Origin of the sequence: Frigoribacterium sp. PvP032, assembly GCF_017833035.1 — a bacterium.
Taxonomy (GTDB): domain Bacteria; phylum Actinomycetota; class Actinomycetes; order Actinomycetales; family Microbacteriaceae; genus Frigoribacterium.
The window spans coordinates 1,839,411-1,854,953 of sequence record NZ_JAFIBM010000001.1 but is presented as its reverse complement, the minus strand read 5'-3'; the positions used below and the strand labels follow the sequence as shown (position 1 = coordinate 1,854,953).

Sequence of the window (15,543 nt, the reverse complement as noted above, 5' to 3'; positions counted from 1 at the left end):
GAGAACACACCATGGCACTGTCCACCGAAGAAGTCCTCGCCGGCCTGGCCGAGCTCGTCAACGACGAGACGGGCATCGCGACCGACACCGTCGAGATGGACAAGTCGTTCACCGACGACCTGGACATCGACTCCATCTCGATGATGACCATCGTGGTCAACGCCGAGGAGAAGTTCGACGTGAAGATCCCCGACGAAGAGGTCAAGAACCTCAAGACCGTCGGCGACGCCGTCACCTTCATCACCAAGGCACAGGACTAGACGTCGACGGCCCGGTCTCCCCTCGGGGCGACCGGGCCTCTCCGTCCCCCCTCGAGGGCCTCGTGCCCGCCGAGGGACGCACCGTCTCTCCAGGAGAATCGTCATGACCAAGAAGATCGTCGTCACCGGCCTCGGTGGCACCTCCCCCCTCGGCGGCACCGCCGTCGACAGCTGGAACGCGCTGCTCGCCGGCGAGTCCGGCATCACGACCCTCGAGCAGGAATGGGTCGCCAAGTACGAGTTGCCCGTCACCATCGCCGGCCAGGCCAAGGTGCCCTCGGCAGACGTGCTCGACCGCCGCGAGACCAAGCGCCTCGACCCCTCCAGCCAGTTCGCCCTCACCGCCGCGCGCGAGGCCTGGGCCGACGCGGGCTCGCCCGACGTCGTGCCCGAGCGCTTCATCGTCGACTGGGCCACCGGCATCGGCGGCGTCTGGACCCTGCTCGACGCCTGGGACACCCTCCGTGAGAAGGGGCCCCGTCGCGTCCTCCCCATGACCGTGCCCATGCTGATGCCCAACGGCCCGGCCGCCGCCATCTCGATGAGCCTCGGTGCTCGCGCCGGCGCCCGCACGGTCGTCTCGGCCTGCGCCTCCAGCACCGAGTCGATCGCCATGGCCTACGACCACCTCCAGTCCGGCCTCGCCGACATCGCCGTCGCCGGCGGCTCCGAGGCGGCCATCCACCCGATGCCGCTCGCCTCGTTCGCCGCCATGCAGGCGCTCTCGAAGCGCAACGACGACCCGGCCACCGCCTCCCGTCCGTACGACGTCACCCGTGACGGCTTCGTCCTCGGCGAAGGAGGCGCAGCGCTCGTCCTCGAGACCGAGGAGCACGCGCTCGCCCGCGGCGCCCGCATCTACGCCGAGCTGCTCGGCGGAGCGGTCACGAGCGACTCGTACCACATCACCGCGCCCGACCCCGAGGGCACCGGTGCGGCCCGTGCCGTCATCACCACCCTGGAGAACGCCGGCATCGAGCGCGACCAGGTCGTGCACGTCAATGCCCACGCCACCAGCACGCCCGTCGGCGACATCGCCGAGTACCACGCGATCAAGCGCGTCTTCGGCGACCACACCTCGAAGCTGATCGTCTCGGCGACCAAGGCCTCGACCGGTCACCTGCTCGGCGGCGCCGGTGCCATCGAGGCGCTCTTCACCGTGAAGGCGCTGCACGAGCGGCTCGCTCCCCCGACGATCAACGTCACGCAGATGGACGACGAGATCGACCTCGACGTCGTCGTGGGCGAGCCCCGGCGGCTGCCCGACGGCGAGATCGTCGCGGTCAGCAACTCGTTCGGCTTCGGCGGGCACAACGCCGTCGTCGCGTTCCGCTCCGTCTGATCCTCCCTGCCCGCGCCTCCGCGCCTGGCACGACGAAGGCCGGTGTCCCGAGGGGCACCGGCCTTCGTCGTGTCGCGGGCGGACTTCAGCGCTGACGCGTGCTGGTCGGCGGAGGTCAGCCGACCTTGTGCAGCCAGACGACGGGGTTGCCCTCGCCGCTGTACCTGAACGGCTCGAGCTCGTCGTCCCAGGCCTGGCCGAGGGCGAGCCGCAGCTCGCGGTGCAGCTCGAGGGCGTTCGAGCCCGCGATGTCCATCGCGTAGCGGATCCTGTCCTCCGGCACGACGGTGTTGCCCGCCGTGTCGGTCTGCGCGAAGAAGACGCCGAGATCGGGCGTGTGCATCCAGCGGCCGCCGTCGTTCGTCTCGCCGGGATCTTCGGTCACCTCGTACCGGAGGTGCTCCCAGCCGCGAAGCGCCGAGGCGATGCGCGCGCCGGCACCCTCGTCGCCCTGCCAGGAGAACTCTGTGCGCTGGGCGCCCGAGAGCACCGGCTGCGCCACCCAGGCGAAGTTCACGGCATGCCCGAGGGCACGACCGACCGCCCACTCGACATGCGGGCACAGTGCACGAGGGGACGAGTGCACGAAGAGCACTCCCCTAGCCGTTGCAGCAGCCACGATTCCTCCATCCGTTAGGTGCGACTTCCCCATCGACCTGTGGACACGTGGACCGTGTGCGTGCTCTCGTGCGTGTTCGGTTGTGTGCGGACCTCGGCCCGCTACGTCGATCATGACACGTGCTGCCTGAAGGTCACAACTGTGCAACGGCTGGCAATCGATCCGGCCTGCCCGCTGGGCATCGCGAGAGGCGAGACGAGGAGGCGGCGGGGACGCCCTCGGGGCCGGCGCGCGCCTCCTACTTGGCCTGTGCGTAGTCGTCGACGACGGCCACCGTGAGCGGGAAGCGCACCGGGGCGTCGCCGAAGAGCATGCGGCCGGCGGCCGCTGCCGCCTCGACGACGAGCTGCGCGACCGCGTCGGCCGTGTCCGCCGGGGCATGGACCACGACCTCGTCGTGCAGGAAGAACGTGAGGTGCGGGGCGTCGTCCCCGCGGTCGCCGAAGCGCTCGTGCAGCGCCTGGCGGAAGGCTCCCAACCAGCAGAGGGCCCACTCGGCCGCGGTGCCCTGCACGACGAAGTTGCGCGTGAAGCGACCCCACGACCTGGCGTCGCGCCCGACCTCGGCGCGGGGCATCTCGGGGGGCAGCTCGTCCGCGGCCGCGGCGTCGGCGGGCGACGGCGACGTGCGACCGAGCAGCGTGCGGACCACCCCGCCCTGCTCGCCCGTCCGGGCCGCCGTCTCGACCAGGGCCATCGCCTGCGGGAACCGGCGTGCCAGCCGGGGCACGAGCCTGCCGCTCTCGCCCTGGGTCGCGCCGTACATCGCGCCGAGCATCGCGACCTTGGCCTCGGCCCGGCTCGCCACCGCACCGCTCGCGACGATGCCCTCGTAGAGGTCGCCCTCCCCCGCCGCGGCCATCGCGTGATCGCCGGAGAGGCCGGTGAGGATGCGCGGCTCCAGCTGCGAGGCGTCTGCGACGACCAGCTTCCAGCCCGGGTCGGCCACGACGGCCGCCCGGACGGCCCTCGGCAGCTGCAGGGCGCCGCCTCCGCTCGTCGCCCACCGACCCGTGACGCTGCCCGCGGGCACGTAGTCGGGGCGGAAGCGCCCGTCGCGCACCCAGGCGTCGAGCCAGGACCAGCCGTTCGCCACGAGCAGCCGCTGCCGCTTCTTGTACCGGAGCAGGGGCTCGACGGCGGGGTGGTCGTGACGCTCGAGCTCCCACTTGGTCGTCGAGGTGACGAAGACGCCGGCCGAGTTGAGGGCCCGCACCAGCTCGGCGGGCGAGTCGGGGTTGAGGTCGGGCGCGTCGAGCCGACGTCGCACCTCGTCGAGGTCGTCGCGCATCAGCGCGGGACGCTCGCCGGGCACCGGACGCGGGCCGAGGGCCTCGCTGAGCAGACGGTCGTGCACCGTGGCCGACCACGGCACGCCGTGGTGCCGCATCTCGACGGCGATCAGGGCTCCCGTCGACTCGGCCGTCGTGAGCAGCTCGAGGCGCGCCCGCTCGGGGCTCGACTCGATCGCCGCACGCTGGCGGAGGAACTCGCCCGCCGGGTCGGGCAGCGACTCGGGCAGCACGTCGAAGAGGCCGTCGCGAGGGCCGTCCGCCCCCTGAGGGACGTCCCACGGGCCGCGCGGCGCACCGTGCAGCTCGGAGCCCGTCGTCGCCACGGCCGCCCGCAGCAGGGCGTGGCAGAGGCGGAGGTCGACGCAGCGCGCGACGCGGACGCCCGCCTCGAGGAGGCGCGGGTACCACCGCGGGGTGTCGTCCCAGACCCAGCGGGGGCCGGCCGCGCCCTCGGGGCCCGACTCGCGCCTCCTGACGGCCTCGACCAGGTCGCCGTCGGCGACGACCTCGACACCGTCTCGGGACAGTGCCTGGTCGGGGCCGGGACGACGCCAGGTCGTCAGCTCGACGTCGCCGTCGGCGAGACGGCGAACGAGCAGGAACATCTCTCGATCATCCCACCGACGACCGACACCGCGCGTCAGTGCAGCAGGGTGCCGTCCGCGGCGAGCACGTTCTTCTCCCCTGCCTCGATCGGCATCGGCAGGCGGTTCTGAGGCGGCGGGATCGGGCAGTTGAAGGCATACGAGAACGCGCAGGGAGGCAGCACGGCCTGGTTGAAGTCGAGCACGATCGTGCCGTCGTCGCCGGGGGTCGGGAAGAGGAACCGACCGACCGAGTACGTGCTGTCGCCGTTGGTCTCGTCGCCGAAGACGAGCTGCAGGCGCTCGCCCGAGCCGCTCGGGAACGCGGCCAGCTCGTGTGCGACGCCGCCGAGCGTGAACCGGATGAGGCCGGGCAGGGGCTTCGGGCGGCTGAGGTCGAGGTCGGCCTGGTGCCGGATGTCGACCTGCGTGCCGGCCTCGGTCGGGACGAAGTCGGCCGTGACCACCCACGCGGGGTCGTGCTCGAAGGAGTCGATGGACCCGAAGCGCCGGATCGCCTCGGAGTCCGCGTCCCAGACGCGGAGGCCCCAGCTCGTGCGGTCGTCGTTGGCGATGACGGTGCCGCTCAGCGTGTCGGAGAACGCCACCGTGCTCGGCGTCACCGCGTCGTCGCCCGCGACGAGGACCGTGCCGTCGACCACCTCGCCGTCGACCCGGACGCCGTCGGCGGACGTCGCGGTCACGAGCAGGCCCGCCAGGCCGTCGGGTGCCGGAGCCCACGTGCCGGCGACGCCCCAGACCGGCTGGGCCGAGTCGACCCACTGCGTGTTGACGAGCGCCAGCGGGCCGCGGGGGCTCACCGCACGGGCACGCCTGGCCTCGTGGAACCGGGCCAGCTCGTCGGCGGGGCTGCGGGTGTCGGTCATGCGTCCTCCTCGGGGTGCGCGCGGCTCGACGTGCCGGGCGAGACCATCATCGTCCCGCCGGGTGCTGCTCGTCCGGCGGCACGGCGAGGCAGGCGAAGCACGTGGCGGCCGTGCGGCGTCAGATCTCGTCCGGGACGCCCAGTCGTCCGAGCTGCTCCTCGAACGAGACGACGTCCGCGAACGGATCGCGGCGCTCGGTGTGCCTGAGCGCAACCAGCGCGGCGAACTCGTCCGCGGCCCGTGTCACCCGCTCGGGCAGGCCGGTGGTCGTCGCGTCGCCGGCGCCCCAGTCCTCGGCCGCGGCGAAGACGCCCGTGGGGACGACCACCGCGCGCAGGTAGGAGAACAGGGGACGCAGTTCGTGGTCGAGCACGAGGGAGTGCCGCGCGGTGCCCGCCGTCGCGCCGATCAGCACGGGCGTGCCGGTCAGTGCCAGGTTGTCCAGCACGTCGAAGAACGACTTGAAGAGACCGCTGTAGGAGCCGGTGAAGACGGGAGTCACCGCGACGACCCCGTCCGCAGCCCCCACCGCCGCGAGGACGTCGGCCAGCGCCTCCGACGGGAAGCCCGTCAGCATCGCGTCGACGACGTCGTGGGCGAGATCGCGGAGCTCGACGACGCGGAACTCGGCGGGCGAGCCCTGGTCGAGCAGTGCTCGGGCGCTCGCCTCGGCGAGACGGTCGGCGAGGAGCCGCGTGGAGGAGGGCTGGCCGAGCCCTGCGGAGAGGACGACGATCTTCCTGGTGCTCACGGGGCGCCTCCTACAGGCTCGGGACGGACGCGGCGTCGGCCGTGACCGACGACGTGACGGAGGACGTGGCCGCAGAGGCGGCGGCTGCGGCCACCAGGGAGGCGTGCGTCGGGGCGTCGGGGACGCCCGCGGCGCGACGGGACGCGAACTCGCGCCGCAGCACGGGCACGACCTCCTCGCCGAGGATGTCGAGCTGCTCGAGGACCGTCTGCAACGGCAGGCCCGCGTGGTCGATCAGGAACAACTGGCGCTGGTAGTCGCCGACGTACTCGCGGAAGCCGAGGGTGCGGTCGATGACCTCCTGCGGGCTGCCGACGGTGAGCGGGGTCTGGCTCGTGAAGTCCTCCATGCTCGGGCCGTGGCCGTAGACGGGGGCCTCGTCGAAGTACGGCCGGAACGCGCGCTTGGCGTCCTGCGAGTTCTTGGCCATGAAGACCTGCCCGCCGAGTCCGACGATCGCCTGGTCGGCCCGGCCGTGGCCGTGGTGCTCGAAGCGGCTGCGGTAGAGCTCGACCATCTGCTTCGTGTGCGACGCAGGCCAGAAGATGTGGTTGGCGAAGAAGCCGTCTCCGTAGTAAGCGGCCTGCTCGGCGATCTCGGGGCTGCGGATCGAGCCGTGCCAGACGAACGGCGCGACGCCGTCGAGCGGACGCGGGGTGGCCGTGAAGCCCTGCAGCGGCGTGCGGAAGTGGCCCTTCCAGTCGACGACGTCCTCGGTCCAGAGGCGGCGGAGCAGGGCGTAGTTCTCGATGGCCAGGTTGATGCCCTGGCGGATGTCCTTGCCGAACCACGGGTAGACCGGGCCGGTGTTGCCGCGGCCGAGGGTCAGGTCGACGCGGCCGTCGGCGAGGTGCTGGAGCATCGCGAAGTCCTCGGCGATCTTCACCGGGTCGTTCGTCGTGATGAGCGTGGTCGCCGTGCTCAGCTGGATGCGCTCGGTCGTCGCCGCGATCGTGGCGAGCAGGGTCGTCGGGCTCGAGTTCACGAAGGGCGGGTTGTGGTGCTCGCCCGCGGCGAAGACGTCGAGGCCCACCTCCTCGACCTTCTGGGCGATGGTCACCATCGCCTTGATGCGCTCGTGCTCGGTCGGCATCCGGCCGGTGGTCGGGTCGGCCGTGATGTCGCCGACGGAGAAGACTCCGAACTGCATGGTCTCACCTCAGATCTTGTTCATGCGTCTGCATGTAGTTGGGTGAACGACGGGCCTGCCGCGTTCATTCCCGCTCTCGCCACCTCGTCCCGTCTCGTCGTCCCCGCGTGGTCTTGTCCCGACCGGTTGGCAACTCCTGCATCAGGGAGCACCGAGCCACGACGGGCGCTGCGGGCGCTGCGGGCGCCACGAGACGGCGTCACCGATCAGGAGTTGCCAACACGAGAAGGGAGCGACGGCAGGCGCGGGTCAGCGGGCGCCGGGCGGACCCGGGCGCGGGTCAGCGGGGCGTGATCGGCGGCGCGAGGCGGAGGAAGCGCTCGGCGACCTGGGCGCTCTGCACCGGACCGTCGCCGTCCCGGTCGAGCTGAGGCGAGTCGAACTCGACCCACCACGTGCGGGCCGAGCCGCCGATGGCGGACACGCCCTGCCACGCCGAGCCGCCCGCCCGCATGACCACTCCGGTCGGGCCCCAGGGCCACGGCGACGTGGGATCTTCGTCCGAGTCGAGGACGTAGACCTGCGCGCCGACGCCCATGCGCGGCTCGGCGCCGACTGACTCGAGCGAGTCGTCCCCTGAGGGGCCGGCGCTCTTGCTGAAGAACATCGGCCCATGGTGCCAGACGCACGGCTCGTGCCGCTGGGAGGGCCGCACGGACTCGTCACGGAAGTAGGGCGGACGGGACTTGAACCCGTGACCGATCGATTATGAGTCGACTGCTCTAACCGGCTGAGCTACCGCCCCGTGTCGCCGCCCGGGCCGACACCCGCAGGTGAGGTCAGGACGAGACGACGTCGGTGGTGGGAGCCACCGGCTGCCCACGATACAGGCCCTCGAAGACGTTGAGCGTGCGCTCGATGTCGTGCCCCTCGATCATCCGCAGGCTGGCGCGGCGCATCGCGAGATAGTCGTCGTCGGACGCCGTGAGCACCCGCGTGAGCTTCTCGGCGAGGTCGGCGCTGTCGCCAGGGCGGAACAACCAGCCGTTGCTGCCGTCGTCGACGAGGTGCGGCAGCGCCATCGCGTCCGCGACGACGATCGGCAGTCCCGAGGCCATGGCCTCGAGGCTCGCGATGCTCTGCAGCTCGGCGATCGAGGGCATCGCGAACACCGTCGCGTCGGTCAGGGTGCGACGCAGCTCGGCGTCCGACAGGTAGCCGGCGAAGGTCACGCGCCCGGCGAGGCCGAGGTCGACGCTGACCTGCTGCAGGTGCCGCATGAGGTCGCCGCCGCCCACGATCGTCAGGGTCGACTCGAGCGCCGGGTCGATCAGCGTCATGGCCCGCAGCAGCACGTCGATCTGCTTCTCGGCCGTGACGCGTCCGACGAAGACGATGCGATTGCCCTCCGGCCGGTCGTCACGGGCGGTGTAGTTCGACGCCTCGATGCCGCACGACACCGCGAGGACCCCCTCGACGTCGATGGCCTTCTCGAGGAACCTCGCGGCCTTGTCGGTCGGCGTCGTCATCGACTCGACGCGGTGGTACGTCCGGCTGGCGTCGGCCCAGGCCATCTTCACCGCGGTGGCGCGCAGCGCGTGCGGCAGCCCGGTGTGCTCGAGCAGGTTCTCCGGCATGAAGTGGTTCGTCGCCACTGCCCTGATCCCGAGCCGGTTCGCTACGCGGACCACCGCCCGGCCGATCACGATGTGCGACTGGATGTGCACGACGTCCGGCTGGATCTGACGGATCACCCGCTCGGCGTTCGCCTCGGCCCGCCACGGCGTCGCGAAGCGCAGCCAGTCGTGCAGCGGCCACCGGGTCGAGTACAGCCGGTGCACCGTCAGCGTCACGCCCGCGTGCTGCTCGAGGAAGGTGCCGTGCTTGCGGCTGGCCGCGGGGGCGAGCACGTGCACGTCGTGCCCGCGGGCGGCCATGCCGACGGCGAGCCGCTCGGCGAAGTTGGCCGCGCCGTTGACGTCCGGCGGGAACGTGTCGGCGGCGATCAGCACCGTCAGCCTCGGCGCGTCGGCCCAGGCTGCGGTGTCGCTCGGATCGGTCGGTCCGTCGGCGTCGGTCACGTGGTCGTTCCTTGTCGTGAGGGATGGTCGGGGCCCGGTGCGCAGGAGTCGCGGCGCAGGTCCGCGAGGAGGTCGCCCCGCGACCCGCGACCACCACGGTAGCTCAGCTGACCCTCTTCTTCTGCGGCTGGTGCTTGGCGAGCTGGAAGACGCCGGCGACGGCGACGGCACCTGCCACGAGGAAGAGCACTGCGGCGATCGGCGGCGCCGTCGCGGCCTCGCCGAGCACGACGATGCCGATGGTGACGGCGATGATCGGGTCGACGACGGTGAGGCCCGCGATGACGAGGTCGGGAGAGCCCGACGAGTAGGCGTTCTGCACGAAGTAGCCGCCGAGCACCGCCGCCGCGACGAGCATGACGATGCAGACGACCTCGAGCCAGTCGAAGGTGCCCGACGTGATCCGGTTCAGCACGACCTTGGCGAGGGTGGCGACGAAGCCGTAGAGGACGCCGGCGCCGATGACGTAGAACAGCACGTTCCTGCGGTGACGGAACAGCACGAAGGCGACCGCGAGGAGGGCCCCCACGACGAGCAGCAGCACGAGCACCGTCACGAGCTGACGGGTGGTGATCGGCGTCTCGGTCGCCGCGAACGCGGCCACGGTCGCGAAGAGCCCGATGCCGCCCACGCAGAGCGCGATCGACCGCTTGACCTTCGTGCTCAGGCGCTGCTTCGTCACCCGCGCGTTGACGACCGCGGTGACGACGAGGGCCACGGCCCCGAGCGGCTGCACGACGAGCAGCGGCGCGATGTTGAGGCTGGTCAGCTGGAAGACGACGGCGAGGCCGAGGAGGAGCGTGCCGGCCACCCAGGACGGCCTGCCGACCAGCGCCGCCACCTGGCGCACGCTCATGCCGCTCTTCGCGGCCCCGAGACGGCTCTCGACCTTCTCGACCCCACGGCTCTGCAGCTGGGCGCCGATCGAGAGGAAGACGGCCCCGACGAGGGCGATGGGGATGCCGAGGGCCTGGTAGGGGGTCAACGACACCTGGGCGGTCAGGTCCCCGAGGTCAGCGCTCACGGTGACACGGTAGCGGCAGCGCGCTGGATAGTCTGGGCGAATGGCCGTACGACCCATCACCATCACGGGAGAACCCGTCCTCCACGCCCGAGCCGCCGAGGTGGAGGTCGTCGACGACGACCTGCGCACGCTCGTCGCCGACATGTTCGAGACGATGGACGCCGCCCCCGGCGTGGGCCTCGCAGGCCCGCAGGTCGGTGTCGGGCGCCGCCTCTTCGTGTACTCGTGGGTCGACGACGACGGCGAGTCCTGGCGCGGCGTGGCGATCAACCCGACCCTGTGGCAGAGCCCGCTCGACATCGAGCCCCTGGACGACGAGGAGGAGTCGGAGGGGTGCCTCTCGATCCCGGGCGAGCGGTTCCCGCTGCGCCGGGCCGACAGCGTGCTGCTCCGTGCGACGGACCTCGACGGCGACCAGTACGAGATCGAGGCCCACGGCTGGCTGGCCCGCATCTTCCAGCACGAGTACGACCACCTGGACGGCGTCCTCTACGCGGACCGCCTGGAGCAGCCGCTGCACAAGGCCGCAGCGAAAAGCGTCAAGAAGTCGGGCTGGGGCGTGCCGGGCAAGTCGTGGCTGCCGGGAGTCGACCACCTCGACGACTGAAGCAGCACCCGCACAAGAGAAAAGGCCCAGCGGGTGGAGCCGCTGGGCCTTCGCTCCCCGAGTTGGACTCGAACCAACAACCTGCCGGTTAACAGCCGGCTGCTCTGCCAATTGAGCTATCGAGGAATGGCAACTGCCGTGGACCGGAGTCCCTGACAGCGGACACAACTCTAGCGCATGTCGCGACCGTCTCTGAACACGAGGTGACCGCCGGGCGCGTCGCCCACCTCCTCGACGGTCAGGCCCGAGGGGCCCGGCCAGCCTGGCGGCTCAGTAGCCGGCGATCGGGTCGACGACGCCGACGAAGTGACCGTCGCCCGCGAGTGCCCTCACGTTGTGCCGGATGCGACCGGCCAGGAGGGGCGCCGTCATCTCCGGGGTGTCCGCCTGGTGCGGCGTGACGATCACCCTCGGGTCGCCCCAGAGCGGATGGCCGTCCGGCAGCGGCTCGGGGTCGGTGACGTCGAGCCCGACGCCCCAGAGCCGGTCGTCGCGCACGGCGGCGACGAGGGCGTCGGTGTCGACGAGGCTCCCCCGCGCGACGTTGACGAAGACGGCGCGGGGCGGGAGCAGAGCCAGGCGGCGCGCGTCGAAGAGGCGGGCCGTGCCGGGGGTCGCGGCTGCCGCCAGCACGACGACGTCAGCCGTGGGCAGCACCTCGTCGAGGAGCTCGACGCCCACGGTCCGCTCGACGCCCTCGACGGGCTCCGCGGTGCGCCGCACGATCGTCACCCGCACCTCGAACGGCGCCAGCAGACGGACCAGCTCGCGAGCGATGCCGCCCGCCCCGACGATCACGACGTGCCGACCATAGAGCGAGATCCCCCGCTGCTCGGTCTGCCACGTCGTCGCGAGCACCCGCGACGGAACGACCCGCAGCAGGGACAGCAGCAACACGAGCGCGTGCTCGGCGACGGGCTCGGCGTAGGCGCCCTTGGCACTCGTCCAGAGCGGCAGCGCCCGGTCGCGATGCGCCGCGAGGACGTCCGCGAACGCGTCCACGCCGGCCCAGGGCAGCTGCACCCACTCGATGCCGTCGTGCGCCGCGAGGGCGGCCTCCAGGCCGGCGACGTCACGGTACGAGAGCCAGATCAGGCCACGGGTCTCGGGACCGAGCGGGACGAGCTCGCCGCCCGCCTGCTCGACGGCGTCGGCGAAGACGGACGAGCTGCGCGGGCCGATGCTGACCGCGCCCGGTCGAGGCCGGCGTTCCGGGGGCAGGTCGGCTGCCCCGGTGACGGCCGCTCGGTGGCCGCGCGCGCCTCCTTCGGTCGTGGTCACGACCGGTGCTCGTCGCGCTGTCGCGCGTCGCGCTCGTGCTCGTCGCGCTCCCGCTCGTCGCGCTCCCGCGCGTCGCGCTTCCGTTCGTCCGGCCTGATCACGTCGATCGGCGTCGTCGTCGAGAGCACCTTGACGTAGGGGTCCACCCCGTCACGGAGCACCTCGTCGATCTGGCCGAGGCCGACCAGGCGGCCGCCGCGCATGACGGCCACCCGGTCGGTGATCGCCCGGGCCTCGGACACGCTCGACGTGACGACCATCGCGGAGAACTGGCGGTCGGCGTGCAGGTTCTTGATGACGTCGAGCACGGCCTGCCGCACGAGCACGTCGACGCCGCGCGCCGGCTCGTCGGCCACGAGGAGGCGCGGCTCGAGCACGAGGGACCGCGCCAGGGCCACGCGCTGCCGCTGCCCGGAGCTGAGCTCCCAGGTCTGCTTGAGCATCGTCCCGAGCGGCAGGTGGACCGCGTCGACGAGCGTCGTCACGAGGCGCCCGGCCTCGCGCCGGTCGAAGCGCCGGTCACGGAGGTAGATCGGCTCGGCGATGGCCTCGCCCACGGTCAGGTCGGGGCTGAGCGCCTCGCCGTCGTCCTGTGCGAGGTAGCCGACGACCGCCGAGAGCCGGTCGCGCCTGCGCGCGGAGGCGCGGGTCAGGTCGAGGCCGAAGACGCTCGCCGCTCCCCCGCTGATCTGTGGGCGCCCCTCCGGCGCACGCCCCTTGCCGACGAGCCCGGCCAGCGCCAGGGCGAGGGTCGACTTGCCCGACCCGCTCTCGCCCAGCACCGCGACGATCTCGCCCGGCCTGATGTCCAGGGTGACGCCGTCGACCGCCCGGAGCGCCGGGTGGCCGGCCCTCGCGGGGTAGGTCAGCGACAGGTCGTCGGTGGTGACGGGGCGGTCCAGGTCGAGTTCGGGGCTCACCCGCGTCACGCTACCTCGCTCGACGCCGCGCGGGCGTCGAGCTCGGCGAGACGGCGACGACGCGCCGCCTGCTCCGCCGGGTCGGGCACGGGCAGGGACGCGAGCAGGCGCTGCGTGTACGGGTGCTCGGGGGCGCCGAGCACCTGGTCGTTCGGGCCGCTCTCGACGAGGTCGCCGTGGTACAGGACCCCGATGCGGTCGGCGAGCATGTTCACCACGGCGAGGTCGTGGCTGATGAACAGCGCCGCGAAGCCGAGGTCGGCCTGCAGCTCGCGGAACAGCTCGAGCACGCGCGCCTGGACGGACACGTCGAGCGCGCTCGTCGGCTCGTCGGCGATCAGGAGGCTCGGCTCGAGCGCCAGGGACCGGGCGAGGCTGGCGCGCTGTCGCTGGCCGCCGCTGAGCTCGTGCGGGTAGCGGTCGCCGAACGCCCTGGGCAGCTGCACCGCCTCCATCAGCTCGTCGACGCGTGGCCGCGCGGCACGCGCGTCGCCGGCGCGGCCGTGCACGATCAGGGGCTCCGCCACGCACTCGGCGATGGTCAGCAGCGGGTTGAAGCTCGACGCAGGGTCCTGGAACACGAACCCGATGTCGGCGCGCAGCGGCTTGAAGTCGCGCTCGTGCACGCCGTTCATCTCGACGCCCAGCACCTCGAGCGACCCGCCGGTGACCCTGGTCAGGCCGGCGATGGCCCGGCCGATGGTGGTCTTGCCCGAGCCGCTCTCGCCGACGAGGCCGAGCACCTCGCCCTTGGCGATCGAGAAGTCCACGCCCTTGACGGCTCGGAACCCGCCGCGGCCGAGACGCCCCGGGTACTCGATCTCGAGCCCGGTCGCGCGCACGACGACGTCGCGGTCGGCCTCGCCGGCCTGCACCTGCGCGCCCCGTGGCTCGAGCACGGGGACGCTGCCGAGGAGGCGCTTGGTGTAGTCGTCCTGCGGCGCCGCGAAGAGCGCCTCCGAGGTCGCCTGCTCGACGACCTCGCCCTGGTACATCACGGCCACCCGGTCCGCCAGGTCGGCCACGACGCCCATGTTGTGGGTGATCAGCACGATGGCCGCGCCGAAGTCGTCCCGGCAGCGACGCAGCAGGTCGAGGATCTCGGCCTGCACCGTCACGTCGAGCGCGGTGGTCGGCTCGTCGGCGACGATCACGGACGGATTGAGCACCAGGGCCATCGCGATGACCACGCGCTGCTTCTGGCCGCCCGAGAACTGGTGCGGGTAGTAGTCGACGCGAGTCTCGGGGTCGGGGATGCCCACCTTCCGCAGGATGTCGACGGCCCTGGCACGCGCCTCCTTGCGACCGACCTTGCCGTGGGCACGGATGCCCTCGGCGATCTGCCAGCCCACCGTGTAGACGGGGTTGAGGGCGGTCGAGGGCTCCTGGAACACCATCGCGACCTCGGTGCCGCGCATCTCCCGCACGGCGCCCCGGCCGATCTCGAGCACGTTCTTGCCCGAGAGCACGACGGCACCGGAGGCGACGGCCGTCTCGGGCAGGAGGCGCAGGATCGTCTTGGCCGTCACGGACTTGCCGCTGCCGGACTCCCCGACGATCGCGAGCACCTCGCCCGCGCGCACGTCGAGGGTGACGCCGCGGACCGCCGCGACGTCGCCGCCGTCGGTCGCGAAGGTCACGCGCAGGTCGGTGATCCCGACTGCCACGTCGCGCTCGTCGCGAGGCACCTCTTGCGAGGCGTGGCGGACGGGCTGGGTGCCCTGGACGCCTTGTGCGCCCTGGTCGAGCGGTCCTGTCGTCATGCTGTCGCCTCCTGCGGCTCGACCGGCGCCGCGGTCGTGCTGGTCGTCGTGCTGCCGTCGCTGCTGCGTCCGGCCTTCTTGCTGCGACCGGCCCGGCGACGCGTGCGGAGGCGCGGGTCGGCCAGGTCGTTCAGGCTCTCGCCCACGAGGGTGATGCCGAGCACCATCAGGACGATGGCCGCACCGGGGAACACGCCTGTCCACCAGATGCCGCTCGCCGTGTCGCTGAGCGCGCGGTTCAGGTCGTAGCCCCACTCGGCGGCCGACGTCGGGCCGATGCCGAAGCCCAGGAAGCCGAGGGCAGCCAGGGTGAGGATCGCCTCCGACGCGTTCAGGGTGAGGATCAGCGGCAGGCTGCGGGTCGCGTTGCGGAGCACGTGCTTGAACATGATGCGCGGCGTGCTGCTGCCGACGACCTTGGCGGACTCGACGAACGCCTCGGACTTGAGCCGGACGGCCTCGGCGCGGACGACCCGGAAGTACTGCGGCACGAAGACGACGGTGATCGAGATGCCCGCCGAGAGGATGCCGCCCCAGAGGCTCGACTGGCCGCCGCTGATGACGATCGAGACGACGATGGCGAGCAGCAGCGAGGGGAACGCGTAGACGGCGTCGGCCACGACGACGAGCACGCGGTCGACCCAGCCGCCGAGGTAGCCGGAGACGAGGCCCAGGACGACGCCCAGCACGATCGACAGGACGACGGCCACGACGACCACGGAGATGGCGGTCCTGGTGCCCCAGACCACGCGGCTGAAGACGTCGTAGCCGCCGACCGTGGTGCCCCAGAGGTGCTGGGCCGAGGGCGCGGCCTGACGGGCGAACGTGCCCGCGTCGTCGCTGAGCTGGCCGTAGCCGTACGGCGCGATGAGCGGGGCGAACACGGCGAGCACGATGAACGCGACGCAGATGACGATGCCGGCGACGAGCATGCCGCGCTGCAGGCCGACCGAGCGTCGCACGTGGGCGACGATCGGCAGGCGCTTCCAGAGGGGCTCGTGCCGGTCGGACAGGACGCCGGAGGTGGTGGTCGACACGG

The 15,543-nt window shown here is 72.1% G+C and carries 15 protein-coding genes and 2 tRNA genes; 3 read left to right on the top strand and 14 right to left on the bottom strand.

The window, feature by feature from the left end:
- Positions 1–11 precede the first annotated feature (11 nt).
- Both JOE35_RS08540 and JOE35_RS08535 read left to right on the top strand, forming a co-directional pair.
- Positions 12–260, top strand: coding sequence for an acyl carrier protein (locus JOE35_RS08540; RefSeq protein WP_056054313.1), 249 nt, complete (start codon positions 12–14; stop codon positions 258–260).
- A 103-nt stretch (positions 261–363) separates the two neighbouring features.
- Positions 364–1,602, top strand: a complete 1,239-nt coding sequence (locus JOE35_RS08535) for a beta-ketoacyl synthase (protein ID WP_209560737.1) — start codon at positions 364–366, stop codon at positions 1,600–1,602.
- Positions 1,603–1,717: 115 nt separating this feature from the next.
- On the opposite strand, the gene JOE35_RS08530 is transcribed toward JOE35_RS08535, so the two are convergent.
- The 9 genes from JOE35_RS08530 to JOE35_RS08490 form a co-directional block, all read right to left on the bottom strand.
- A complete protein-coding gene (locus JOE35_RS08530; RefSeq protein WP_209560736.1) occupies positions 1,718–2,254 on the bottom strand; it encodes a DUF3145 domain-containing protein in 537 nt (178 codons plus the stop codon).
- Between the two features lie 205 nt (positions 2,255–2,459).
- Entirely contained in the window at positions 2,460–4,121 is a 1,662-nt protein-coding gene (locus tag JOE35_RS08525; RefSeq protein WP_209560735.1) for a bifunctional 3'-5' exonuclease/DNA polymerase, read from the bottom strand.
- 35 nt (positions 4,122–4,156) lie between these two features.
- Entirely contained in the window at positions 4,157–4,987 is an 831-nt protein-coding gene (locus tag JOE35_RS08520; RefSeq protein ID WP_209560734.1) for a DUF1684 domain-containing protein, read from the bottom strand.
- Between the two features lie 118 nt (positions 4,988–5,105).
- Positions 5,106–5,738, bottom strand: a complete 633-nt coding sequence (locus JOE35_RS08515; protein WP_209560733.1) for an FMN reductase — start codon at positions 5,736–5,738, stop codon at positions 5,106–5,108.
- Between the two features lie 10 nt (positions 5,739–5,748).
- On the bottom strand, positions 5,749–6,888 hold the full coding sequence (locus JOE35_RS08510) for an LLM class flavin-dependent oxidoreductase (protein WP_209560732.1): 1,140 nt from the start codon (positions 6,886–6,888) through the stop codon (positions 5,749–5,751).
- A 280-nt stretch (positions 6,889–7,168) separates the two neighbouring features.
- Positions 7,169–7,495 (bottom strand): hypothetical protein, encoded by a 327-nt coding sequence (locus tag JOE35_RS08505; RefSeq protein ID WP_209560731.1) that lies wholly within the window; start codon positions 7,493–7,495, stop codon positions 7,169–7,171.
- A gap of 64 nt (positions 7,496–7,559) precedes the next feature.
- Positions 7,560–7,633 (bottom strand) — tRNA-Ile (locus tag JOE35_RS08500).
- A 34-nt stretch (positions 7,634–7,667) separates the two neighbouring features.
- On the bottom strand, positions 7,668–8,909 hold the full coding sequence (locus tag JOE35_RS08495; RefSeq protein WP_307803003.1) for a glycosyltransferase: 1,242 nt from the start codon (positions 8,907–8,909) through the stop codon (positions 7,668–7,670).
- Between the two features lie 103 nt (positions 8,910–9,012).
- Positions 9,013–9,933, bottom strand: coding sequence for a DMT family transporter (locus tag JOE35_RS08490; RefSeq protein ID WP_307803002.1), 921 nt, complete (start codon positions 9,931–9,933; stop codon positions 9,013–9,015).
- A 40-nt stretch (positions 9,934–9,973) separates the two neighbouring features.
- Here JOE35_RS08490 and def point away from each other — a divergent pair, with 40 nt between their 5' ends.
- Positions 9,974–10,540, top strand: a complete 567-nt coding sequence (def, locus tag JOE35_RS08485; protein WP_209560729.1) for a peptide deformylase — start codon at positions 9,974–9,976, stop codon at positions 10,538–10,540.
- Positions 10,541–10,593: 53 nt separating this feature from the next.
- On the opposite strand, the gene JOE35_RS08480 is transcribed toward def, so the two are convergent.
- The 5 genes from JOE35_RS08480 to JOE35_RS08460 all read right to left on the bottom strand — a co-directional run bounded on the left by JOE35_RS08480 (position 10,594) and on the right by JOE35_RS08460 (position 15,541).
- Positions 10,594–10,666 (bottom strand) — tRNA-Asn (locus JOE35_RS08480).
- Positions 10,667–10,810: 144 nt separating this feature from the next.
- Positions 10,811–11,821, bottom strand: a complete 1,011-nt coding sequence (locus tag JOE35_RS08475; RefSeq protein WP_307803001.1) for an NAD(P)-dependent oxidoreductase — start codon at positions 11,819–11,821, stop codon at positions 10,811–10,813.
- The gene (locus JOE35_RS08470; RefSeq protein WP_307803000.1) at positions 11,818–12,741 is read right to left on the bottom strand and encodes an ATP-binding cassette domain-containing protein; all 924 of its coding nucleotides are present in this window, start codon (positions 12,739–12,741) and stop codon (positions 11,818–11,820) included. The genes JOE35_RS08475 and JOE35_RS08470 overlap by 4 nt, the downstream gene beginning before the upstream one ends.
- 5 nt (positions 12,742–12,746) lie before the next feature.
- Positions 12,747–14,504: an ABC transporter ATP-binding protein gene (locus tag JOE35_RS08465; protein WP_209560728.1), complete on the bottom strand. Its 1,758-nt coding sequence runs from the start codon at positions 14,502–14,504 to the stop codon at positions 12,747–12,749.
- Positions 14,501–15,541, bottom strand: coding sequence for an ABC transporter permease (locus tag JOE35_RS08460; RefSeq protein WP_307802999.1), 1,041 nt, complete (start codon positions 15,539–15,541; stop codon positions 14,501–14,503). The genes JOE35_RS08465 and JOE35_RS08460 overlap by 4 nt, the downstream gene beginning before the upstream one ends.
- Positions 15,542–15,543: the final 2 nt, after the last annotated feature.

What these genes read in the sequence shown, in the direction of transcription:
- JOE35_RS08520 (WP_209560734.1), bottom strand. Translation starts at nt 4,987, where the DNA reads ATGACCGACACCCGCAGCCCCGCCGACGAGCTGGCCCGGTTCCACGAG.
- JOE35_RS08530 (WP_209560736.1), bottom strand. Translation starts at nt 2,254, where the DNA reads ATGGGGAAGTCGCACCTAACGGATGGAGGAATCGTGGCTGCTGCAACG.
- JOE35_RS08465 (WP_209560728.1), bottom strand. Translation starts at nt 14,504, where the DNA reads ATGACGACAGGACCGCTCGACCAGGGCGCACAAGGCGTCCAGGGCACC.
- def (WP_209560729.1), top strand. Translation starts at nt 9,974, where the DNA reads ATGGCCGTACGACCCATCACCATCACGGGAGAACCCGTCCTCCACGCC.
- JOE35_RS08540 (WP_056054313.1), top strand. Translation starts at nt 12, where the DNA reads ATGGCACTGTCCACCGAAGAAGTCCTCGCCGGCCTGGCCGAGCTCGTC.
- JOE35_RS08535 (WP_209560737.1), top strand. Translation starts at nt 364, where the DNA reads ATGACCAAGAAGATCGTCGTCACCGGCCTCGGTGGCACCTCCCCCCTC.
- JOE35_RS08510 (WP_209560732.1), bottom strand. Translation starts at nt 6,888, where the DNA reads ATGCAGTTCGGAGTCTTCTCCGTCGGCGACATCACGGCCGACCCGACC.
- JOE35_RS08525 (WP_209560735.1), bottom strand. Translation starts at nt 4,121, where the DNA reads ATGTTCCTGCTCGTTCGCCGTCTCGCCGACGGCGACGTCGAGCTGACG.
- JOE35_RS08505 (WP_209560731.1), bottom strand. Translation starts at nt 7,495, where the DNA reads ATGTTCTTCAGCAAGAGCGCCGGCCCCTCAGGGGACGACTCGCTCGAG.